20 protein-coding genes and 1 pseudogene are annotated in these 20,967 nt (G+C 61.2%); 6 read left to right on the top strand and 15 right to left on the bottom strand.

Annotation, left to right across the window (positions count from 1 at the left end; genetic code table 11):
- Positions 1-33: 33 nt before the first annotated feature.
- From FHT79_RS24070 to FHT79_RS24090, 5 genes are all read right to left on the bottom strand, one after another.
- Positions 34-342 carry a Dabb family protein gene (locus FHT79_RS24070; RefSeq protein WP_028755746.1) on the bottom strand — a complete coding sequence of 103 codons (309 nt, stop codon included), beginning with the start codon at positions 340-342 and terminating at the stop codon, positions 34-36.
- Between the two features lie 107 nt (positions 343-449).
- Positions 450-875: a hypothetical protein gene (locus FHT79_RS24075; RefSeq protein ID WP_246714045.1), complete on the bottom strand. Its 426-nt coding sequence runs from the start codon at positions 873-875 to the stop codon at positions 450-452.
- A gap of 104 nt (positions 876-979) precedes the next feature.
- Positions 980-1,957: an NADP-dependent oxidoreductase gene (locus FHT79_RS24080; protein ID WP_097595238.1), complete on the bottom strand. Its 978-nt coding sequence runs from the start codon at positions 1,955-1,957 to the stop codon at positions 980-982.
- 110 nt (positions 1,958-2,067) lie between these two features.
- Positions 2,068-3,027: an SDR family oxidoreductase gene (locus FHT79_RS24085; RefSeq protein WP_097595237.1), complete on the bottom strand. Its 960-nt coding sequence runs from the start codon at positions 3,025-3,027 to the stop codon at positions 2,068-2,070.
- 13 nt (positions 3,028-3,040) lie between these two features.
- Entirely contained in the window at positions 3,041-4,120 is a 1,080-nt protein-coding gene (locus FHT79_RS24090) for an alkene reductase (protein WP_183904270.1), read from the bottom strand.
- A 96-nt stretch (positions 4,121-4,216) separates the two neighbouring features.
- Between FHT79_RS24090 and FHT79_RS24095 the strand changes: the two genes are divergently transcribed.
- The 3 genes from FHT79_RS24095 to FHT79_RS24105 all read left to right on the top strand — a co-directional run bounded on the left by FHT79_RS24095 (position 4,217) and on the right by FHT79_RS24105 (position 7,007).
- Positions 4,217-5,092, top strand: coding sequence for a LysR family transcriptional regulator (locus tag FHT79_RS24095; RefSeq protein ID WP_183904271.1), 876 nt, complete (start codon positions 4,217-4,219; stop codon positions 5,090-5,092).
- Positions 5,093-5,508: 416 nt separating this feature from the next.
- Positions 5,509-6,135, top strand: coding sequence for a class I SAM-dependent methyltransferase (locus tag FHT79_RS24100; RefSeq protein WP_183904272.1), 627 nt, complete (start codon positions 5,509-5,511; stop codon positions 6,133-6,135).
- A 362-nt stretch (positions 6,136-6,497) separates the two neighbouring features.
- Positions 6,498-7,007, top strand: coding sequence for a nucleoside kinase (locus tag FHT79_RS24105; RefSeq protein WP_097630568.1), 510 nt, complete (start codon positions 6,498-6,500; stop codon positions 7,005-7,007).
- A 25-nt stretch (positions 7,008-7,032) separates the two neighbouring features.
- On the opposite strand, the gene FHT79_RS24110 is transcribed toward FHT79_RS24105, so the two are convergent.
- From FHT79_RS24110 to thrC, 4 genes are read right to left on the bottom strand one after another with little or no spacing between them, the layout of a single operon-like run.
- Positions 7,033-9,945, bottom strand: a complete 2,913-nt coding sequence (locus tag FHT79_RS24110; RefSeq protein WP_183904273.1) for a sensor domain-containing phosphodiesterase — start codon at positions 9,943-9,945, stop codon at positions 7,033-7,035.
- Positions 9,942-10,556 (bottom strand): GNAT family protein, encoded by a 615-nt coding sequence (locus tag FHT79_RS24115; RefSeq protein ID WP_028755741.1) that lies wholly within the window; start codon positions 10,554-10,556, stop codon positions 9,942-9,944. Before FHT79_RS24115 ends, FHT79_RS24110 begins: the two co-directional genes overlap by 4 nt.
- A gap of 28 nt (positions 10,557-10,584) precedes the next feature.
- The gene (locus FHT79_RS24120; RefSeq protein ID WP_028755740.1) at positions 10,585-11,880 is read right to left on the bottom strand and encodes a pitrilysin family protein; all 1,296 of its coding nucleotides are present in this window, start codon (positions 11,878-11,880) and stop codon (positions 10,585-10,587) included.
- Between the two features lie 3 nt (positions 11,881-11,883).
- Positions 11,884-13,308, bottom strand: coding sequence for a threonine synthase (thrC, locus tag FHT79_RS24125; RefSeq protein ID WP_047613972.1), 1,425 nt, complete (start codon positions 13,306-13,308; stop codon positions 11,884-11,886).
- A gap of 263 nt (positions 13,309-13,571) precedes the next feature.
- On the opposite strand from thrC, the gene FHT79_RS24130 reads away from it, so the two are divergent.
- Positions 13,572-14,219, top strand: a complete 648-nt coding sequence (locus FHT79_RS24130) for a hypothetical protein (RefSeq protein ID WP_028755738.1) — start codon at positions 13,572-13,574, stop codon at positions 14,217-14,219.
- Between the two features lie 134 nt (positions 14,220-14,353).
- Here FHT79_RS24130 and FHT79_RS24135 read toward each other — a convergent pair whose 3' ends face one another.
- The 5 genes and pseudogenes from FHT79_RS24135 to FHT79_RS24150 all read right to left on the bottom strand — a co-directional run bounded on the left by FHT79_RS24135 (position 14,354) and on the right by FHT79_RS24150 (position 19,095).
- A complete protein-coding gene (locus FHT79_RS24135; protein WP_028755737.1) occupies positions 14,354-15,043 on the bottom strand; it encodes an HAD family hydrolase in 690 nt (229 codons plus the stop codon).
- A gap of 4 nt (positions 15,044-15,047) precedes the next feature.
- On the bottom strand, positions 15,048-15,212 hold the full coding sequence (locus FHT79_RS24140) for a hypothetical protein (RefSeq protein ID WP_179867798.1): 165 nt from the start codon (positions 15,210-15,212) through the stop codon (positions 15,048-15,050).
- Between the two features lie 176 nt (positions 15,213-15,388).
- On the bottom strand, positions 15,389-16,798 hold the full coding sequence (locus tag FHT79_RS24145) for a peroxidase (protein WP_183904274.1): 1,410 nt from the start codon (positions 16,796-16,798) through the stop codon (positions 15,389-15,391).
- 202 nt (positions 16,799-17,000) lie between these two features.
- A pseudogene (locus tag FHT79_RS32225) lies at positions 17,001-17,201 on the bottom strand (hypothetical protein); the annotation flags it as partial.
- A gap of 61 nt (positions 17,202-17,262) precedes the next feature.
- Complete coding sequence (locus FHT79_RS24150; protein WP_097595229.1) at positions 17,263-19,095, bottom strand: methyl-accepting chemotaxis protein; 1,833 nt, start codon at positions 19,093-19,095, stop codon at positions 17,263-17,265.
- Between the two features lie 201 nt (positions 19,096-19,296).
- Here FHT79_RS24150 and FHT79_RS24155 point away from each other — a divergent pair, with 201 nt between their 5' ends.
- Together FHT79_RS24155 and FHT79_RS24160 are read left to right on the top strand one after the other, a co-directional pair.
- A complete protein-coding gene (locus tag FHT79_RS24155; protein ID WP_047613975.1) occupies positions 19,297-19,512 on the top strand; it encodes a hypothetical protein in 216 nt (71 codons plus the stop codon).
- Positions 19,513-19,763: 251 nt separating this feature from the next.
- Complete coding sequence (locus tag FHT79_RS24160; protein ID WP_028755732.1) at positions 19,764-20,195, top strand: hypothetical protein; 432 nt, start codon at positions 19,764-19,766, stop codon at positions 20,193-20,195.
- 45 nt (positions 20,196-20,240) lie between these two features.
- On the opposite strand, the gene FHT79_RS24165 is transcribed toward FHT79_RS24160, so the two are convergent.
- Positions 20,241-20,927 (bottom strand): metalloregulator ArsR/SmtB family transcription factor, encoded by a 687-nt coding sequence (locus FHT79_RS24165; protein WP_183904275.1) that lies wholly within the window; start codon positions 20,925-20,927, stop codon positions 20,241-20,243.
- Positions 20,928-20,967 lie beyond the last annotated feature (40 nt).

Consider the following 20,967-nt stretch of genomic DNA (forward strand, 5'->3'; position numbering starts at 1 on the left):
GTTGAGGCACTGCGGGGTTTGACCCCGCAGTCTTCACTGATTGAGGTCGAAGACCAGGATGCCGGCAAGGCCTCCGTCCGTCGAGGAGACGATGCGCTCGCCCACAGCCACATGTTCGGGGTGGATGAGATAAGCGTCGCGGGCTTCGGCGCTTTCGAAGGTCACGGCAAAACCGTCGACGAAGCCGCCATGCAGCCCCTCGGGCGAAACGTTCGGCCCGTATTTGATATCCAATATGCCGGGAATGACCTGTTTCAGGGCGACGATCGCGTCGAACAGCGATTGTTTGTCGTCGGCCGTCATCGCCGTCTTCAGCCGCAGGAATACGCAGTGCAGGATCATCATGGTCCTCCCGATTTTCTTTGGCTGGAGAATAGCGGCGAAAACCGGGAGAGCAATGAGATTTATTTTCACGCAGGCGTTGCGCCGCGAGCCGGGCCCCGGGCAGATTACATCTGGTCGGTCTTGACCAGGGGCCGCTTGTAGATCTTCTGGACGAGATCGCTCGCCAGCGCCCGGGCTTCGTCCTTCTGGGCCGCCGTCATCGGCCGGCAGGTGTTCCTGGTGTTTGAACTGTCGAGCACGGTCGTCGAACCGGAATTGGCGATGACCAGATGCCAGCTGCAGGAGGCGACCTTGTCGATGGCGACAGCACCATGGCAACCGGTGGACAGGCAGAAGGCAACGGTGACCTGCGCCCCGTGGTCGCCTTTATAGGCCAGCTCGACGGCTTTCTTGATATCCGTGACCCATCGCTGGCATTGCGCTTGTTTTGCCCCCGGCTCGCAGCTCTTGGTGACGGGAGTGATGTCGCCGGCCTGAAGCGGCGATACGCAAAAAACACCCATCGAGAGGGCGAGCAGAAACTTGAGCATGGGATTTTCCTTGTGCAAGCATTGAGAGGCGCACATCGCAGGCCATTGGTCAATGGCCGTTTATGGGAGGAAAGGGGCGTGGCCGACAGCTTTCAGCCGAATAATCAGCGCGTGAAGTCTGCAACAGTTTTTCCGGGCGCGTGACCGGTACGGTTGCGCTCGATGGCCTCGATCAGGTCCTCGAAGGCAACGACTTCGGCGATCACCGATCGTAGGAAGCCGTCGGCGACTTGTTGGGCGATGCTGGCCAATCGAGCCGTGTCAGGCTTGACCGAGAACCAAACGCCCCGACGGCCTTCCGGTGACCGCGCAACCACGTCGGTTGCAGCGATACTCACCAGGATACCATTGTCCGATAGGATAGCCCACGACTTGTCCACGACGGGACCGCCGACGAGATCGACAACGAAATCGATGTTGTTCGCAACAAGCTCGAACTTCTGCTTTTGGTAATCGATCACCTCATCAGCACCGAGGGCCTGGACATGGGTCACGCTCTTTGTCGAGGCTGTGGCATAGACGGTCGCTCCTGCCGCCTTGGCGAATTGAACAGCAAAGCTGCCTACCCCACCGGCTGCGCCGTGGATGAGCACCCGTTTTCCTTGAAGCTCGAATTCAGGGACCTGGAGGACTTGCCATGCCGTCATCGCCGCCACCGGCAGCGCTGCTGCGTCAATGTCTGGCAGGTTTGGAGGTGTCTTTATGAGGTTTTCGGCGTTTATAATCAAATGGTCGGCATAGGCGCCGAGGCCACCGAGCGCAGCCATGACCCTTTCTCCCACACTCACGTCTTTGACGTTCGATCCGACCTTGAGCACGACGCCCGACATTTCGATGCCAAGAGTGGCGGGCAATACTAAATTGAACCTTTCACGCAGATAGCCTTCGCGGACTTTCCAATCCATTCCGTTGATGCCAGCGGCTTTGACCTGGACCAGGACCTGATCCGGCCCCGGCCCGGGAGCATGAACCGTATCAACTTTCAAGCTGTCAGCGCCGCCATAGGCGTGCAGCCGCAGAGCCCGACCTTTGGCCAGTGGTTCAGTACTATTGTCCCTCTCGGGGGCTGCAGAATGGGTCATACTCATCTCCTTTTGGTGAGACGGCGGCGTGGAGCGACTCCGCTACCACATGCCATTTTCTCGTATACTGGCGCATCGTCTCGCCATTGTTGAAATGTCATCCCTAGGTCTTACGGAATGAACTGCTGATCTCGTGCCCACTGCGTGATCACGTCGTGGGATGTCGGAGCGGGTCCGAAGAAGCGCTCATGCTTGGAGATGTTCGAGACGTAGAGCCCGGTCCTGAAGAACAGGAACATTTGGATCAGATCGTACCCGAGCTCGGAAAACAGTTTGACCGGGCGCGCCGCCACCCGAACGATCCACCATGGGATGATCTGGATCTTCAGCCGCTTCTTGATGACGTCGGAGATAATGTCGGCCAGCTCCTGCTGGTTCTTCGGACCGTCACTCCAGCCGACATCGATCGTTTGGTTGGCGATTTCGGTACCTTGATATGTTGCCGCCTTCGCAAGGTAGGAGGCAAGGTCATCCGTCAGAACATAGGACCACCTGGTGGTCTTGTCGCCGATGCCCTGGAATTTGCCAGCTTTCACGGCTTTTGCGATATAGTCCGTGCTCTGGTCGAGAAACGAGGGCGCGCGGATAAAGACATAAGGCACGCCCGATTTCTTGATCAGATCCTCAGCCACCTTCTTGGCGTGGAAGTGAGGCACTGCCGAAGCCGCCTCACAGCTCACGATGCTGAGAAAGACAAATCTGTTGACCTTTGCCCGTGCCGCTGCCTCGATGAGGTTCTTGTTGCCCTGGAAGTCAGTTTCGAGGCTACCCTTCATGTAGCTGTTTGCCGAGCTGACGACGACGTCGACGCCCTGCAAGGCGCGATCCAGCGACGCCGGGTCCATCATGTCGCCGCATACCCATTCGACGCCGGCGACCCCGCCTGAGGGAGCGCCCTTACGCGACATGGCGAGGACGGCCGCGGTTTCGTCAAGGGCGAGGTTGCGCAGGATCTTTGCACCGAGGAACCCTGTCGCGCCAACGACCAGGACTTTCAATCTCGCTGCAGCGTCTGCGCCGCCCGACGCTTCACTAATTGCAAAGGTCGATGGGTGCTGTGATTGGGTCATATCGAGCCTCCTGTCAAGAATTCGCATTGGCCGAGGGCATGAGCGTAGGGTAATCCGTGTAGCCCTCTGCTCCGCCGCCATAATAAGTCGTCGGATCTGCCACGTTCATTGCCGCATTCGTCTTCAATCGCTCGAGGAAGTCAGGATTGGCCAGCACCATCTGACCATAGGCTTCCAGATCGGCCAGCCCTGACGCCAGGTCGGTGCCGATGTGGTGACTCGGACGACCTGGACGGTTGAGGACGAATGATTGGTGCCAGAGCTGGCGGATGTCAGCGACCAGTGTCTCGTTGCCCAGGTGCATGATGTGCAGGTAGGCAAGCCCGAGCTTGTCGAGTTCTCCAACGAGGTAGCGGTAGAGAGCCGGCCCTTCTGCGCCTTCGTCGATACCCCATATCGTCGTACCGGGGGAGAGGCGGATTGCGGTGCGGTCCGCACCGATTTCCTGAGCAATCGCTGAAGCTACCTCGATGGCAAAGCGGGCACGGTTCTCGACTGAGCCGCCATATTCGTCTGTGCGCGTGTTGGCGCTCGGTGCGAAAAACTGCTGAACGAGATATGCGTTCGCGCCGTGGATCTCGATGCCGTCGGCACCCGCCTCGATCGCAGAACGCGCCGCATTGCGGAAATCGGCGACGGTCTGGCGCACCTCTTCGGTCGTCAGCGCTCGGGGCGTGGGGATGTCCTTCATGCCTGTCATTGTGAACATGCCCGTCCCTGGCGCGATCGCGGACGGTGCGACGCCCTGGCGATGATGCGGCGTGTTGTCAGGGTGGTTCATACGACCAGCATGCATAAGCTGGATGAAGATTTTGCCGCCCTTGTCGTGGACAACTGATGTGATCTTCCGCCAGCCGGCGATGTGTGCAGGCGTGTAAATGCCCGGGGTCATCAGGTAGCCCTGCCCGTCATCGGAAGGCTGGGTGCCTTCGGTGACGATCAGGCCAAGGCTGGCGCGCTGGGCATAATAGTCGGTAGCCAGTTCGCCGGGCGTTCCGTCGAAGGCGGCACGGCTGCGGGTCATGGGTGCCATGACTAGGCGGTTGGGAAGCGAATAGCGGCTGACATGGACTGGTGTGAATATTGGATTCAATTGGGTTCTCCATTTATTGGGACCACTATCCACCGTTCAGTTTTCGGGATAAATCCGCTGAAGCGGAAATCATTATTTCATTAATGGGGCAATGGGATGAACCATCTGAATGACATGGCGCTGTTCGTCGAGGTAGCGAGAGCCAAAAGTTTCCGTAAGGCGGCGGAGGCTGCGGGCATTCCCAACTCCACGCTGTCACGCCGTATCAGTGAGTTGGAGAAGGCAATCGGTCTGAGGCTCCTGCATCGCACGACGCGCAAGATCGAGCTCACCGAGGCTGGTCAGCTATACTATGCACGAAGCAAGCGGATCGTCGACGAGGCCCGGCTCGCGCACGAACAGCTCGGGGCCATGCTGGAGCAGCCGAGCGGCGTCCTCCGCGTTTCGTTGCCGGTCGATCTGGCCACTCTTTACCTCACTCCAATCATCGCCGATTTCGCGGGGCACTACCCCGGCATCACGTTCGAGTTCGACTTAACCCCGCGCCGCGTCGATCTAGTAACGGAGCCGTTCGATGTAGCGATCCGCATCGGCAAACTGGAAGATTCCGGTCTGATCGCCCGCCTGATCGGGAGGCATTCGCGCTACCTCTATGCGTCCCCTGGCTATATCGAAGCGTCAGGCGAGCCCGCCACACCGGCGGACCTGGCGGAGCACGAATGCATCTGCATGCCGAGGGTTTCGACCTGGACCTTGCATCAAGGGGTGAGCAAGGTCGAGGTGGAGACCGCCGTTCACGGTCGGTTCACACTCAACAGCGTCGGGATGAGCCGTACTCTCGCGGTCAACCATCAAGGTATCGCTCTGCTTCCCGAGAAGATCGTCGCCGAAGACTTGGTCTCAGGCCGCCTCCGACGCATTCTGTCCGACTGGCAGGGATCGGCGGTCAGCATCTATGCCGTCACCGAAACGCGACTTATTCCGGCTAAGACCCAGCGCTTCATAGAGTTCCTATCCGCGAAACTTATGTGACCTCGATCGCTATACTGGAGAGCAGCCGCAGTAGGTGAGCCGTAACGCCGTTAGCTCGATCGCCGCACATCACCTTCTTAACACCCAGGATAGTCGTTCTAGCGCGATGAATTGACCGGCAGCTTTCAAGAACGGGCCCGAGTGCCTCTATCAGCAAGGAAGGGGCTCAATTTCGGTCGTAGCACCGACCAAAGCAGAAAGGTTGCTTTCGGTATTCGCCAAGGCCGCGAACGACAGAAATGAGGGCGCATTGCCGCCCGGCAGCATTGGCTCGGTCGGTGATTTCTGACCGCATCTCTGCTAAAGCTCGGAAGCAAATCGCCCGCGATGTCACCAACTGCCGAAGTGTGAAGGGCGCAACGGACTGACGGGCCTCTCGCTTATCAGGCCTCTTGTCTTGAAGGAGGAATGCCAGGATGGGCACCGACCTGGATACCGTGCGGTCCTATGATGCGGTCGCGGCGGAGTACGCTGCGGAGGCCGCGGCGATGCCCGAATGGGTCGCGACAGAGATCGATGCGTTCGTGACCGGGCTGGGCGGCTCGGGCAGGGTGCTGGAGATCGGAAGCGGTGGCGGGCGAGATGCACTTGCGCTTGAGAAGCGGGGGATTAGCGTCCGGCGCACCGACATTGCAAAGGGTTTCGTCGAACTGCTTCGCGAAAATGGCTTCGAGGCCGACCTGTTGGACCCGCTGACCGAAGACTTGGCCGACCCGCAGCGTCCCGGCACGCCGTACGAAGGGATCTGGGCCTGTGCCTGCCTGATTCATGTCGCGCGCGAGGATTTCGGCACGGTGCTCGGACGGCTTGCCGAGGTGACCCGGACCGGTGGCCGATTGCACGCCTCGGTAAGAGAGGGCGAAGGCGAGGATGTGTCCACACATGGCAGTGCTGCAGCGCCCCGGCGCTACGTCGAGACGTACTGGCGCGAGTCTGCCCTGCGGTCCGCACTCACAGACGCCGGCTGGATCGTCAGCGAGATACGTCTGTGCGTCGGAAAACCCCATGATCGATGGCTGAGCGTTCGAGCGAGCCGGGCGTGACGCACACAGAACTTGCGGGAATGGCCGGTTGCGGCGCGACTATGAATTCCGGGGGGCACCGCCGGCTTCCGGGCGAAGGCAAAGATCCCCTCTGTGGCCGGCTAGGGGCGCAAAGCAGCTCGGTCGAATTGTTCAGGCCGAGAACATTCGCGCCGAGAAGTACGGCGCTGGATGCAGGCCGCACAATGTCAAATCTCGGTATGCTCCGCTAGTTCCAGCGCATCCTCAAAATCCCCCCGCGGCCAAGGATTCGCCGCTTGGAAAGCGTACGTGAGCGGTGAGAGGGGCCGTCATTTCTTTGGCGAAGCGTTCCCAGGTAGAGTGTCTTTTCACCAGATCGAAGTCCATGATAAGCGGCGCCTATGGGAATCAAGAACTATCTGATCGAAGGCGGTTCCGGCACTGGGAAAACGTCTGTCGCTACCGAACTGGAGCGGCGAGGCTACCATGTCGTCCATGGTGACCGGGTCCTGTCCTATGTCGGCGACCCCGAGACGGGCCGGGCACTCGCAGGACCACCTGAAGGCGCGGACCGCATCGTTTGGGGATACGCCCACTGGATCTGGCGTGTCGACAAGGTCCGCGCTATTGCTGCCGACACCACCCAGCCTGCCACTTTCTTCTGTGGCGGCTCGCGCAATTTCCACAAATTCCTGGAGCTTTTCGATAAGGTTTTCGTGCTCGACATAGACGTTGAGACCTTGAACCGACGATTGGATGGGCGGCCAAATGAGCCCGGCTTCGAGCCGGCCGAGCGGGCGCTGGTGCTCCGCTACCATCATACCCGGGAACATCTTCCCATCGGCATCAATATCGACACGACGGGTACTGTCCCAAGTGTCGTCGACGATATCCTCGCTCAACTCACCTGACGACCGACTAGACCGGCCGTTCCGCTCAGGCCCGTTTCGTCAGCGGAAAGCGGTCGCGCAGCAGCCGCAGTACCGATTCAGAAGGGATCGGCGGCCCGAACAGGTAGCTCTGGCCGTAGCTGCAGCCCATCTTGGCGAGTTCGATCGCGTCCTCGTTGGATTCGATCCCCTCGGCCACTACCTTTATCTCAAGCTCGCGCGCCATCGATATCACCGACCGGAGCACGGTCGCCTTCTTGTCGCTGCCGTCGCGCACCAGCGCCTTGTCGAGCTTGATCGTGTCGAAGGGGAAGCGGGTGAGATAGGCGAGCGACGAATAGCCGGTGCCGAAATCGTCGAGCGCCAGCCCGATGCCGGCCTCCTTCAGCTTCTGCAGCACGAGGCGGGCCTGTTCCGGATTTTCCATCACCATGGATTCCGTCAGTTCGAGCTTGAGCCGCGAGGGATGGCAATGCGTCTTGGCGAGAACCGAGCGCACGTCGTCATAGAGTTCGTTGTTGAGCAGCTGGACGCTCGACAGATTGATCGAGACGAAGATCGGCAATTCGCCGGTCTGGTGCTGCCAGCTCATCAGATCGTTGGTCGCCTGTTCCAGCGCGAACATGCCGAGCGGGCCGATGAGATCGGAGGACTCGGCGATCGGAATGAATTCGGATGGCGGAATATTGCCGCGTTTGGGATGTTCCCAGCGCATCAGCGCCTCGAAACCGGCAATCTCGACATCTTCAAGCCTGGCGATCGGCTGATAGACCATCGACAATTCCTTGCGCTCGATGGCGCGGCGCAGATCCGTTTCCAGCTGCAGCCGATCGGTGCCGAAATCGCGGAAGGCCGGCTGGAACGGTTCGACGCGGTTGCCGCCCGCCCGTTTTGCCCGGTACATCGCAAGCTCGGCGTCACTGAGCAGGCCGGTGGCGCTTTCCTGCCGGTCAACCCAGGAGGCGAGCCCGACCGAGGCCGTCAGGATGATCTCGCGATTGGCGAAGTTGATCGGCACCATGATCGCCTTGCTGATCGCATCGGCGAAATCGGCGACCTTGGCCGGATTGTGCTCGGAAACCAGGATCAGGCCGAACTGGTCGCCGGCAAGCCGGGCCAGCGTGTCCTGCGGCTTCAACAGCCGGCGCAGCCGCCGCGTCAGCGCGATCAGGATGTTGTCGCCCGCAGCCACCCCGAGCGAATCATTGACCAGCTTGTAGCGGTCGATGTCGATCACCATCACCGTCGGCCGCAGCGTGTCACCGCCCGGCGCCAGCGCCAGCACCGATTGCAGCCGGTCGAGGAAGACCTGGCGGTTCGGCAGGCCGGTCAGATTGTCGTGCAGCGCATCGTGCAGCAGCCGCTCGACGGAATTCTTCTGCTCGGTCACGTCGACGATGGTGCCGACGCAGCGGATGATCTCGCCGTTCGAGCCGAGCACCGGCCGGGCGCGGATCAACAGCCAGTGGAAATGCCCGTCCTCGGCGCGGATGCGGAACTCGTGGTTCAGCCGCCCGCGGCGATGTTCGAGCAGCACGTCGAGTGTCGCGCGGAAGCGGTCGCGGTCGTCGGGATGCAGCCGCGGCAGCCAGTTGCGCGCCGCGCCATGCATGGCGCCCGGCGATAGGCCGAGCTTGGTCGAGACATCGGGAATGGTGACGACGCGGTCGCGCGCCACATCCCAATCCCAGACCATGTCGCCGGAGCCGGTCAGCGCCAGCGATTGCCGCTCGAGATCGGAAAACAGCCCCTGCTGGAACGCGCCGCCGGCAAAGGCATGCTGCATCACGGTGAAGCCGATCAGAAGCACGATGAGCACCAGGCCGCCGCCGAGGGCGGGCTGGATGATATCGTTGTCGAGCCGCCCGGTCACCGTCAGCCACGCCCCGAACAGCCAGACGAGGATCAACGCCCAGGCCGGCACCAGCAGGATGGCGCGGTCGTAGCGGTTGAAGCCGAGATAGATGATGAGCAAGAGCCCCATCGTCGCCGTCAGCGCGAAGGAAAGCCTGGCGATACCGGCGGCGATCGACGGATCGTAGATCGCCACGCCGAACAGCAGGGCAAGGCCGAGCACCCAGGCAAGCGTGGCGTAGCCGAGATGCGCATGCCAGCGGTTGAGGTTCAGATAGGTGAACAGGAAGATGACGAAACTCGACGCCAGCGCCACCTCCGCGCAGGCGCGCCATATTCGCTGGTCCGCCGATGCGACGCTGATGAGCTTGCCGAGGAAGCCGAAGTCGACGCAGATATAGCCGAGCACCGCCCAGGCGAGGGCCGCCGTCGCCGGCAGCATCGAGGTGCCCTTGACGACGAAGAGAATGGTCAGGAACACGGCGAGCAGGCCGGCAATGCCGAGCACGATGCCGCGATAGAGCGTGAAGGCGTTGATCGTATCCTTGTAGGCGTTCGGTTCCCAGAGATAGATCTGCGGCAGCTCCGGCGTCGACAGTTCGGCGACGAAGGTGATGACGGCGCCGGGGTTCAGCGTGATGCGGAAGACGTCGGCCTCGTCGCTCGGCTGCCGGTCGAGCGCGAAGCCTTCGCTCGGGGTGATGGCGCTGATGCGCTGCGAGCCGAGATCCGGCCAGAACAGCTTGGAATTGACCAGGCGGAAATGCGGCGCGACGATGACGCGCTCGAGCTGTTCTTCCGAGACATTGGCGAGCGCAAACACCGCCCAGTCGCCCTGATGGTTCTCCGAGCTCGCCCGGACCTCGATGCGGCGGCGGATGCCGTCCGCACCCGCGGCCGTCGAAACCTGGAAGGCCTCGCCCTGGTTCACATAGATCTCGGTCGTCGCGGTCAGGTCGAGCGCGGTATCGTCGCGGGAAATCTTCACCGGTTCGGCCGCCTGGGCCGTACCCGCCACGAAGGCGAAGGCCGCCAGGAAAAGGGCTGCGATCACCGCGATCACTCGTCCGGACGGTGACTTGGGCAGCGTGCGGTCTCTGGTCATCGGCTGTCGGTTTTCCTGCCTTTATCCGTATCGGTGGCGAGACGTGAAAACATCACATGATCATGCCACTGACCGTTGATCTTCAAATATCCGCGCAGATAGCCTTCTCGCTGAAACCCGGCCTTTTCAAGCAGACGGATGCTGCGCGCGTTATCTGGAATACAGGCTGCTTCGATACGGTGCAACTCAAGCCCGGTGAAGATGTAAGGAATAACCATTTGCAGGGCGGCGAACATGTGCCCCTGGCCGGCATGGCGCTCGCCCATCCAGTAGCCGATCATGCAGCTTTGTGCCGCACCCCGCCGGATGTAGCCGATGGTGATGCCGCCGACGAGCGTCATGTCGCCTTTGAGGAAAATGAACAGCGGGACCGCCTGGCCCGAGGCATATTCCTGCTTGCCGCGGATGACGCGGGCGCGATAGGCGCCCTCGGTCAACTCGTCGCGCCGCCAGGTCGGCTCCCAGGGTTCGAGGAATTTGCGGCTTTCGGCGCGCAGCCGGTGCCACTGGTTGAAATCCTGGTAGCGCGGCAGGCGCAGGAGATATCTGTCGTTCTCCAGCTCCACCGCTTCCGGCTGCCGCGACAGAAACCGAAAAACGGATTTTGCCATCGATTACTCCCGGCAGACGGACGTCTGATCAGCTTGCCTGCAGCGTCTTCGACGCCGGGACCGAAAGCGAGGCGGTGATGTCTTCCATCGGCGCGAGCTGCTCCAACGGCCCGATCGCCGAAAGCGTCGGCACCGTGTCGTAGAACAGCCGGCCGGCAAGGTCGGTCAGCCGCTCGATGGTGATGCCTTCGAGCCGCTCCATCATCTCCGGATTGGAGATCGGCCGGCCGTAGAGCATCATCTGCCTGGCGATCTGGCCGGCGCGGGCAGCCGGGCTCTCCTGGCCCATCAGCAACTGGGCGCGGATCTGGGCGCGGGCGCGCTCGATTTCCTTCTGGTGGATGGCATCGGTGGACTTGTGCAGCTCGTCGATGATGACCGGCAACAGCTCCGGCAGGTTTTCACCGCCGGTCGCGGCATGAATGCCGAAGATGCCGGTGTCGGAAAAGCCCCAGTGGAAGGCATAGACGGAATAACAGAGGCCGCGGAACTCGCGCACTTCCTGGAAGAGCCTGGAGGACATGCCGCCGCCAAGAATATTGGCGAGGATCTGCGAGCAGTAGAAATCGCGGGCATGATAGGGCTTTCCCTCGAAGCCGAGCAGGATCTGCGCGTCCATCAGGTCGCGCGGCTCGCGCACGCTGCCGCCGATATAACGCGCCGCTTCCATGACGGGCGGGGCGGAAGGCGAAGTCGGCAGGCTCGCAAAACGATCCTCGACCATGCGGACGAATTCATCATGCTCGACGGCGCCGGTCGCCACCACGAACATGCGGTCGGTCGTGTAGTTGCGGCCGAGATAGCCGCGGATCTGCTGCGGCGTGAAGGAGACGACGGTCTCCGGCGTGCCGAGGATCGCCCGGCCGAGCGTCTGGTCGCGATAGGCGGCTTCGGAGAACCGGTCGAACACCACGTCGTCGGGCGTATCGTTGGCGGCGTTGATCTCCTGCAGGATCACCTGCTTCTCACGCTCCAGCTCCTCCTCCTCGAAAGCCGATTCCGTCAGGATGTCGGCGAGGATATCGACGGCGAGCGGCACATGATCCTTGAGCACGCGGGCATAGTAGGAGGTCGTCTCGGTCGAGGTCGCGGCGTTGACTTCGCCGCCGACATCCTCGATCTCCTCGGCAATCTGGCGGGCCGAGCGGCGCGCCGTGCCCTTGAAAGCCATGTGTTCGAGCAGGTGGGCGATGCCGTGCTCGTCTCCCGTCTCGTTACGCGATCCTGATTTGATCCAGACTCCGAGCGCAACACTTTCAAGGTGCGGCATGGTTTCTGTGACTACTGTCAGCCCGGATTTGAGCCGGGTGCACTCAACTGTCATTGGCTATCTTTCTGCGCCTGCTGTCGTCTCGCCACGGGCATGTTTGCCGATAAAAGTCTCAACGGCTTTCAGCTCCGGCTTGATGATCTGGAAACGCTCCTCCCTGTGCATCACATCAGCAAGCCACGTCGGAAGCGCCGGGTCAATACCGCAAGCGGATTTTACGGCGACGGGGAATTTCGCCGGATGCGCGGTCGAAAGCGTCACCATCGGCGTATTCGGCTTCTCTTTCTTCGCCGCAACGAAGACGCCGATCGCCGAATGCGGATCCAGCAGATAACCGGTCTCGGCATGGGTCTTGCGGATCGTCTCGGCCACCTGTTTCTCGCTGGCGCGGCCGGCGCGGAAGTCGCGGCGGATCGCCTTCAGCGCTTCAGGAGCAATCTCGAAGCCATTGGATTGTTTGAGACTCTCCATCGCCGCGCGCACCTTCGAGGCGTCGCGCCCATAGGCTTCGAACAGCAGCCGTTCGAAGTTCGACGAGATCTGGATGTCCATCGACGGCGAGCTCGTCGCCTTGACCGCCTTCATGTCGTAGCGGCCGGTCTTCAGCGTCCGCGCCAGAATGTCGTTCTCGTTGGTGGCGATCACCAGGCGGTCGATCGGCAGGCCCATGCGCTTGGCGCAGTAACCGGCGAAGATGTCGCCGAAATTGCCTGTGGGCACCGTGAACGAGATCTTCCGGTCGGGTCCGCCGAGGGCGACGGCCGCCGTGAAATAATAGACGATCTGGGCCATGATGCGCGCCCAGTTGATCGAGTTGACGCCGGAGAGACGAACCTTGTCGCGGAAGGCCACGTCGTTGAACATCGCCTTCACCAGGTTCTGGCAATCGTCGAAATTGCCCTCGACGGCAAGCGCATGCACGTTTGGCGAAGACGAGGTCGTCATCTGCCGCTGCTGCACCGGCGAGACCTTGCCGTGCGGGAAGAGGATGAAGATATCGGTGCGCTCGCGGCCCGCAAAGGCGTCGATCGCCGCCCCGCCGGTGTCGCCCGACGTGGCGCCGACGATCGTCGCCCGCTCGCCGCGCTTTTCCAGCGCATAGTCCATCAGCCGGGCGAGCAGCTGCATCGCCACGTCCTTGAAGGCGAGCGTCGTGCCGTGGAAGAGCTCCATGACGAAGCTGTTCGGCCCGGTCTGGACGAGCGGCGCGATCGCCGGGTGGCGGAAGGTGCCGTAGGCCTCGTCGATCATCGCCCGGAACGTGTCGTCGGGGATCTCGCCGTTGGTGAAGGGCGACAGGATGGTGAAGGCCACTTCCTGATAGGTCTTGCCGCGCAGCGCCCGGATCTCCTTCTTCGAGAAGCTCGGCCATTTACGGGGAACGTAGAGCCCGCCGTCGCGCGCCAGCCCGGTCAGCAGGGCGTCGCAAAAGCCGAGGGAAGGGGCCTCGCCGCGGGTCGAGATATAGTCCACGTTCGTCATCCTTGATCTATCGCTGGAAGAAATCCGGCCGGGCGCAGCCGTGGCTTGCTCTGCCGAAAATTGGAGAGGGGCTGCCCCGTAGGCACGCCATCGCGGGTATCCTGTTGAAGTTGCCCGCATCCGGCGGCGAAAAGTGCATCAAAACGGCGCTTACCCAATCGATTTTTGTTTGCGCCGCTGATATAGACCATCGCAAACCGTCATGAAAGGCCTCGCGGAAAAGACATGGGGCCTCCAAGAAACGCTTGTACAAGGGATGGAATATGGTGCTCGGCAAGGTCTCGCGTCTCATCGTCTCCGCATCTTTTCTTGCCCTGCTCGCCGGCTGCAACTCGCTCGGCATAGGCGGAGACAGCAAGTCGTCTGCACCGCCGACCCAGCCGAACGGCACCGCCCAGATCATGCCGCTGGCACCCGCCAACCCCTCGTCGAACAATCCGTCGATCGGCACGGCCACGACCGCGCAGGGCACCGTTGCCCCGGTCGTCCAGGGCGCCTGCCCGCAGATCTTCATGCGTGACCAGGATGCGATCTTCCGCACCTATGCCAAGGGCAAGAAGGACGATCCGCAGCAGATCGTCTACCAGGCCTCCTTCGGCGATTACACCCGCCAATGCACGCTGAACGACACCAACCTGACGATGACGGTCGTCGCCCAGCTGCGCCTGATCACCGGCCCGGCCGGTGCGCCGGGCCCGCTGACGCTGCCGATCCGCGTCACAATCCTCGACGGCGAGAACGTGCTCTATTCCGAGGTCACCAAGTTCGCGACCGAGATTCCGGCAGGCGCGCCTGGCACGCAGGTGATCTTCCGCAAGGAAGGCATCAAGATGCCGGTCGGCGCCGGCGCCCTGGTGCGCGTCAATGTCGGCTTCGACACCCAGCCGGCGAAGACCAAGAAGAGCAGCTAAGCAATTCGGCCTTCGGCCTACACCGGCCTGGGAAATCATCGATAGCGGCCCCTCATCCGGCGCCGCCACCCGGTCAGGCTAGGGTGAGGGCAGCCGTACGCTCAAACCAGAGCGGGCTAGCGGCTTCGGGCGCCTCAGAGAACGTTGTCCCAGGCGGCCAAGGCGGCGACGACGCCCGGCAGGTCGTTCATGCGCGAGATCGCCGTTTCGGCGCCGGCATCGGTCAATTTATCGGCATGGGCGGGATAGCTGTGCGAGGCGCCGGTAAAGCCGATGACGCGCATGCCGGCGGCACGCGCCGCATGCACGCCGTGCACGGAATCCTCGACCACGACGACCTTGTCAGGCGAAACACCCATCTGGCTTGCGCCATGCAGGAAGATATCGGGCTTCGGCTTGGCGCGGTCGGGGCCGAGATCCTTGGCGGAGAAAATGTTGGGTGCAAACAGCGGCTTCAACCCCACCTTGGTCAGCATCATGTCGAGCCGCTTGGTGCTGGAGTTCGAGCAGATGCAACGCTTCATCGGCAGCCGGGAGACGGCGAATTCGACGCCCGCAATGGCCTTGACGTCCTGCGCCAGCCTGAGGTCGAGCATTTTCTCCGACTTGTCGAGCAGCGAGGCCGAAAGCGGGATGCTCGCCTCGCGCTCGATCTGCAGCAGGATGTTGCGCCATGTCATGCCGGCGAAACGCTCGCCCATTTCCTCGACGCCGATCGGGTAGCCGGCCTCCGTCAGCAGCGCGGATTCGACTTCCGCCGCGATGATTTCGGAATCGACGAGAACGCCGTCGCAGTCGAAGATGATGAGGTCGAAGCCGTCCATATGTTCACGCCTTGCTGAAATCTGGGCCGAAAGCCTGGGTCTTGTCCGGGGATGCTGCGGCTTTACACGATGCCCGCCCAAAGCTCAACCGGATCTCAAGCATGGCTGCGATGCGGCAAGCGACCGGCTCCGGCGTTGCTGCCGGATCGACGGCGTAGGCCACCTTCATCCCGGCCTCGACAAGCAGGAACTCGCTCGCCACCGAAGGCGCATGGGAGGGAGCCGGAAGGCACAATCGCACGCCGCATGCTCGCCTAGCATCGTGCGCGGCGCTATCAGGTGAGAGTCCCTGGAGATGACCGTGGAATGACGTCGGCAGGATTGCCCGCCAACGTCATGGCAAGCTTAAAGCGAACTCAGAAATGCGAGGGACGGCATAAAGAAATATTCGCCTCCCTTCATCTTCACCGCTTGAGGAACGGTTGCAACGGTCTTGAGGGAGCCGGGATCACCCCAGATGGCCGCTCCTTCCATATCTGGTCGCGCAGCATCTTGTTTTGTTTGACCGATGACCGGATCGACCCCCGGCGCTGGAAAGCCGGTCGGCACAGCTGGGAAACCGGGATTGTTGGCCCAATTTTTCTGCGTGAATTCGAACTGATTGCCTATATCACTGTTGAAAGCCATGAATAACAGGCCGACGTATTTACTCGGTTTGTTCTCGATCCTGCCATCGTTCGGATTATCTGTTCGCACGCCATAGGTTTGGCCGCGTCGGGCCATGAGGTGCTTTCGTTCGCCAGCACTGTTTTCGAACCCGCCCGACCCTCGCGGATTGGTTTTTCGGATATGCCCTGAAAAGGGACACTTCGCGCCGCTCTTGTCGCTGAAGTAGTTGAAGTTGTTCGGGACGGGTGACTCAACGCCGTCTTCTGACTGCATCGTGACCGGCGTTCCGTCCTCAAAGCGCCCGACGACCATGGCGCCGGCCCTTTCGTCATCAGATCCGAACAAGCGATCTGCAAGTTTCTGCTCTTGCCTTTTGAACCGGCGGACGTTTTGTTCCAGCTTCCGGTATACGAAGTAACTTCCGAAATGAACGGCCGGATCGGGCGCTGCTGGATCAGGAACAATAACCTGTTCTAATGGGAAAGCCGGATCCCAGTTCGCAATTCCATCTGTCGCGTTTTCTTCCGCGTCGATGTCTTCCAGCAGAAACAGCGGCTGGCTGCGCCCATCGACATAGCCGAAGTGTTCGATACCTTCTCTATTGTCATTGTGAAGACCCAGGCCATCTTGCGTCCCCACAATTGTTACCCCATGCGAGGCCTGGATCAAGTTTACCACCTGATCGTGAGCAGTGACCTTGGTGTCATTGAGCATATCTCCCACCAGAACGACCGCATGGATGGGATTGCGAAAATAAGAATCCCACCTGCTGACATCAGGGTCATTCAAGTCGGATTTTTGCATGCCCGCGCGAAATATCGGATCGCTCGGCCTTTGGGCGATTTGGAGGGCTTGATAGCCCTCGTCAGTAAGGCCAAGCCCGATGTACGGCGTTCCCGGCGTCGAAGGTTTGGCTTTGAATGCTTCAATTTCCATTAAATGTTGCTTTGCCGATTTCATCAGCGTCGTGGAAATTGCCCGAAGGAAGTTTTTCGCAGCTTCCTTATCGTCAAACCGCAGAAAAAACAGAGTCAAAAACTCACGAACATGCGCCTTGATGATGTTCGGCTGAAGGTTGTCAAGCATAGTGCTGTCGTCGGCAGATGGATTTTTCCATGAGATTGGAGAATTTAACGTGACGGACATCTTGCGTTCCTCCGTTAATGACATCGTCATTAAACAACAGGTAGCATATTAGAGTCAACGCAACCATTTATTGTTTGATTTGTATTTCCGATGGCGTGTTGAATCTTTTGCGTTTTTGATCTGCAAAAGACCCTATTGGCATCAGGGTGCGCTAGATGTCCTCGATGCTGCGGGTGAGGGTGGTGGACTTTGATCTGATTTATCACCCGCCCACTTGGATAGGCTCTGCTGCCACTGCTGGAGAGTGCAGGCACTGCCGGTCGCCCTCCGCTGAGAAGATGATCGGGCGACTTTCCGCCGCCCGGCGCGCCCAGCCTTTGTCGAAGAAACTTGACAGCAGGGCCTCGCGGAGACGGCCGGCAAGATCAGCCCGCCTTTCGTTACAGTCGAGGCAGGAGCGGCAGCCGCAATGATCTGAGGTCCTCGACGTCGCGGGAATGGAAATGGCGAGCAGACAGAAGCCGTCAGGCCGCCAGCTGCCCGCTCCGGCGTCCAGCGGCAGATGGCGTCGAAGCCGTCGCGCGCAGCTTGAACCGGGAAACGAGTTCACGCAACTTGGCGGCTTCCTCGGCGAGATGACCGGATGCCGCGGTTGATTGCTCCACCATCGCCGCGTTCTGCTGGGTCACCTGATCCATGGAATTGACGGCGGTGTTGACTTCGGCAAGGCCGGTCGACTGTTCTCTTGCCGAGACGGCGATGGCATCCATGTGCTGATTGATGCGGGCGATCTGTTCGCTGATCGCCTTCAGAACCTGGCTGGTGTCGAGAACCAGCTTGACGCCGCTTTCCACTTCCACCGACGATTTCTGGATGTGGCCTTTGATTTCCTTTGCCGCCTGGGCCGATCTCTGGGCGAGTTCGCGCACTTCCTGGGCCACCACCGCAAAGCCCTTGCCCGCCTCTCCGGCGCGCGCCGCTTCGACACCGGCGTTCAGCGCCAGCAGGTTGGTCTGGAAGGCGATCTCGTCGATCACTCCGATAATGCTGGAGATCTGCTGCGACGAAGCCTCGATGCGGCGCATCGCCTCTTCGGCATGCGACACGACCTCCGAAGACTTGGCGGCATTGCGGTTCGCATCGGTCGCTTCCGTGCGCGCCTCGTCGGTGCGCTTGCTCGAGTTCGAGACATTGGCGGTGATCTGATCGAGCGCTGCGGCGGTTTCTTCGAGCGAGGCAGCCTGCTGTTCGGTGCGTTTGGACAGATCGCCGGCCCCGGATGCGATTTCCCTGGTGCCTTCGTCGATTGCGGCAATGGCGGCCGCAATGGCGCCGAGCGTTTGGTCGAGCTGGCGGATCGACATGTTGAAATCATGCCGGAGGCCCTCGAAATCAGGTGCGAACGGCTCGTCGATCTGGAAGGCGAGATCGCCGGATGCAAGCCGCTTCAGGCCGGCGGCAAGGCCGGATGTCGCCGCCCGCAGCCGAACGGCTGCATCTTCGTCGGCCTGTTTGCGGGCCGTCAGCCGTTCGGTTTCGCCCTGCAACCGGGCTGCCTCGGCGTCTTGCTCGAGCTGCCTGTTGGCAATTGCCGCCTGGCGGAAGATTTCGACGGCCGATGCCATCGTTCCGATTTCGTCCGAGCGGCCGATCCCGGTGCAGGCAATGGCCGTGTCACCGCCGGCAAGCCTTTGCATATCGTTGGAAAGCGCCAGGATCGGCTTGGTTACGGTCTTGCGGGTCAGGAAATAGAGACCAATGGCGAACAATGCGGCTGCGGCCAGAAGTGCTTTCAGAGCGATATCGACCGAAGCCTTGACGTCGGCGCTACGCTTGGAGATTTCGTCCGACGCGGCGGTGATCTCGTCGCCGGCCTGTTCCATGGCCGTTTCCAACGTCGAGAATTGCTGCATGAATGCGGGCAAGGCCTTCAAGGCCGCCGAAGGATCCTGGTTTGCCAGATCCACGATTTTCGTGGCGCTTTCGATATAGCTCAGAAGGGGAGGTTCGATGCTGGCAAGCAGCGCTTTGGTCTTGTCGTCGGCGGCAAGCGCCTTGTTGGCGGCAATCATCTCGCGAAACGACGCGTCGTGTTCCACCAGGTCCGCCTTCACCGCGGCCGCTTCTATGCCCGCTGCCGGATTGGACGCCAGCATCGATGCCAGCACGTCCGCGCGCATCGCGTCATGCATCATATCGGCCTGCATGTGGTTGCGCAGAATTTGCGCCGACCGGGCAACGTCGGCGTTGTTTTCCGACAGGGTCGAGGCCGACCAGATACCGACCCCCGTGGCGCCACCCGCCAAGGCGAAAATCGCGATGCTCGCAATGATGATCTTATGCTGGATCGACGCCATGACAGGGCTCTCTCGTTAATTTAGAACGTGAGAGTACGGGAATATGCTTAATGATTTCTCAGCACCGATCCTTAGTGGCGTAAAAACAATAGGTTGCATTCGATATTTCATTTTCGATGAAAGGTTGATCCGCCCATCGTGGCCGCTCATTGCTGCTTCACGGTCTTGGGCGTAGCATGCAGCCGCACAAGGAGAGGGACCATGAGGCTTTCAGCTTTCGTCCGACCGGCGGCAGCCGTAGTGCTGCTGTTTGCCTTCACATCCACCGACGTCAACGCCAGGGGAAAGCACCGAAGCTGTGCGCAGCTGCAGGCGATGAAAGATAATGCCCTGACCGGCGGAAAGCATGCCGGGGATGGCACCGACAAGAGAGCCAAGGTCGAAAGGAAGATGAGGAAGAAGGGCTGCCAGAGCTAAGCCGCCGATAGCGTCCGAGTACCGAGAGAACATGGACGGGCAGCAGGCGAGCCTGTTACCGGGACGGCAGAGGTGCGCCTTCTTTGAGAACGGCGCGACATCCATCAAATCCGCGTCATGCAGTTCTAACCGCGGCCCCAGGACTACCTTTGGCAAACTCATGCACTAGATGGCGATCGAGGAGGACGTCACCGCCGCTATGGGGAGGAGAACAAGCGGCATGCCAAGGAACGGACGAAGAGGAAGACCGCATGACGATCGAGGACATCATCGAGACCCTGGAAAAGACTGATATGCCCGACAGCCGGATCGACGCCTTCATCACCTGTGCTTTCCTGCTGAAGCAATTCCGGCCGGCCGAACCGGACGATTTCGACGGTCCCCACGACTATATGCCGAGCAGTATCAAGTCGCCGCATGGTTTCCTGATGGCGCGTTCGTTCACGCATGATGTCAATCACGCCATCGATCTGTGCCGGGAGGTGCAGCCGGATGCGGTTTGGCACCTCGCCTGCGGCCGCCAGACATCGGACGAGTCGCTTTACGGTGCGCAGCTGCGCGAGATCGATGAGGGCGAAAGCGTGCTCGGTGAAGCCGAGAGCAACCACGCGGCGCTGGCGCTCACTCTTGCGGCGCTGCGGGCGCATGTGCGGCAGGAAGATGAAAAGAGGGCAGGGGCATGAGGCCGCCGGAAACGGCCTTGGAACCTCCTGCAGACCGGCAATAAGCTACGGATCGACCGGAAACAGCCTCAGGAACTGCCGGTCGCCTTCCGGCGAAAACAGGATCGAGCGGCTCTCGGCCGTGCGCCGCGCCCAGCCCTTGTCGAGGAAGCTTGACAGCAGCGCCTTGCCGAGGCTGCCGGCGAGGTGGGTGCGTCTTTCGCTCCAGTCGAGGCAGGAGCGGCAGAGCGGCCGGCGCGAGGATCTGAGGTCGCCGACATCGATGCCGATGCATTTGAGGTCACCTTCGCCCTTTTCCGTCAGCGCCAGGCCGTCGCCGACCGCCTCGATCGAGCCGGAGGCAATCAGGCTGTCGAGCATGCGCACGCCGTAATCGCCGGCAAGATGATCGTAGCAGATGCGCGCCTTGCGCAGCGCCGGCTCCTTCGGTCCCGGCTGGTGGCGCAGGTGCCCGCGTCCGGCGGCAAAACCCATCATGCTTTCGATCAGCCGGGCGACGGCCTCGTCGGCGAGGGTGAAATATCGGTGGCGGCCCTGCTTGCGCTGGGCAAGCAGCCCACCGGCTTCGAGCTTGGCGAGATGGGTGCTCGCCGTCTGTACGGTGATGCCGCCGACGCCGGCAAGCTCCGTCGCCGTCAGCGCCCGGCCGCCAATCAGCGCCGCCAGCATGTTGGCGCGGGCGGGATCGCCGATCAGCGCGCCAATCTGCGCAATGTCTGGGCCTTCCTTCATAGTTCGATCGTAACCGAAGCATCGCCGTCAGGCAATGTGC

This window comes from Rhizobium sp. BK212 (assembly GCF_014197475.1).
Taxonomy (GTDB): Bacteria; Pseudomonadota; Alphaproteobacteria; order Rhizobiales; family Rhizobiaceae; genus Rhizobium; species Rhizobium anhuiense.

Bases quoted from the DNA above. Each gene is read 5' to 3' on its own strand.
- FHT79_RS24080 (WP_097595238.1), bottom strand. From the start codon at position 1,957: ATGACCCATTCTGCAGCCCCCGAGAGGGACAATAGTACTGAACCACTG.
- FHT79_RS24100 (WP_183904272.1), top strand. From the start codon at position 5,509: ATGGGCACCGACCTGGATACCGTGCGGTCCTATGATGCGGTCGCGGCG.
- FHT79_RS24095 (WP_183904271.1), top strand. From the start codon at position 4,217: ATGAACCATCTGAATGACATGGCGCTGTTCGTCGAGGTAGCGAGAGCC.
- FHT79_RS24105 (WP_097630568.1), top strand. From the start codon at position 6,498: ATGGGAATCAAGAACTATCTGATCGAAGGCGGTTCCGGCACTGGGAAA.
- FHT79_RS24130 (WP_028755738.1), top strand. From the start codon at position 13,572: ATGGTGCTCGGCAAGGTCTCGCGTCTCATCGTCTCCGCATCTTTTCTT.
- FHT79_RS24165 (WP_183904275.1), bottom strand. From the start codon at position 20,927: ATGAAGGAAGGCCCAGACATTGCGCAGATTGGCGCGCTGATCGGCGAT.
- FHT79_RS24140 (WP_179867798.1), bottom strand. From the start codon at position 15,212: ATGAAGGTGGCCTACGCCGTCGATCCGGCAGCAACGCCGGAGCCGGTC.
- FHT79_RS24110 (WP_183904273.1), bottom strand. From the start codon at position 9,945: ATGACCAGAGACCGCACGCTGCCCAAGTCACCGTCCGGACGAGTGATC.
- FHT79_RS24145 (WP_183904274.1), bottom strand. From the start codon at position 16,798: ATGTCCGTCACGTTAAATTCTCCAATCTCATGGAAAAATCCATCTGCC.
- FHT79_RS24160 (WP_028755732.1), top strand. From the start codon at position 19,764: ATGACGATCGAGGACATCATCGAGACCCTGGAAAAGACTGATATGCCC.
- FHT79_RS24150 (WP_097595229.1), bottom strand. From the start codon at position 19,095: ATGGCGTCGATCCAGCATAAGATCATCATTGCGAGCATCGCGATTTTC.
- FHT79_RS24115 (WP_028755741.1), bottom strand. From the start codon at position 10,556: ATGGCAAAATCCGTTTTTCGGTTTCTGTCGCGGCAGCCGGAAGCGGTG.
- FHT79_RS24135 (WP_028755737.1), bottom strand. From the start codon at position 15,043: ATGGACGGCTTCGACCTCATCATCTTCGACTGCGACGGCGTTCTCGTC.
- FHT79_RS24075 (WP_246714045.1), bottom strand. From the start codon at position 875: ATGCTCAAGTTTCTGCTCGCCCTCTCGATGGGTGTTTTTTGCGTATCG.
- FHT79_RS24155 (WP_047613975.1), top strand. From the start codon at position 19,297: ATGAGGCTTTCAGCTTTCGTCCGACCGGCGGCAGCCGTAGTGCTGCTG.
- FHT79_RS24085 (WP_097595237.1), bottom strand. From the start codon at position 3,027: ATGACCCAATCACAGCACCCATCGACCTTTGCAATTAGTGAAGCGTCG.
- FHT79_RS24070 (WP_028755746.1), bottom strand. From the start codon at position 342: ATGATCCTGCACTGCGTATTCCTGCGGCTGAAGACGGCGATGACGGCC.
- thrC (WP_047613972.1), bottom strand. From the start codon at position 13,308: ATGACGAACGTGGACTATATCTCGACCCGCGGCGAGGCCCCTTCCCTC.
- FHT79_RS24120 (WP_028755740.1), bottom strand. From the start codon at position 11,880: ATGACAGTTGAGTGCACCCGGCTCAAATCCGGGCTGACAGTAGTCACA.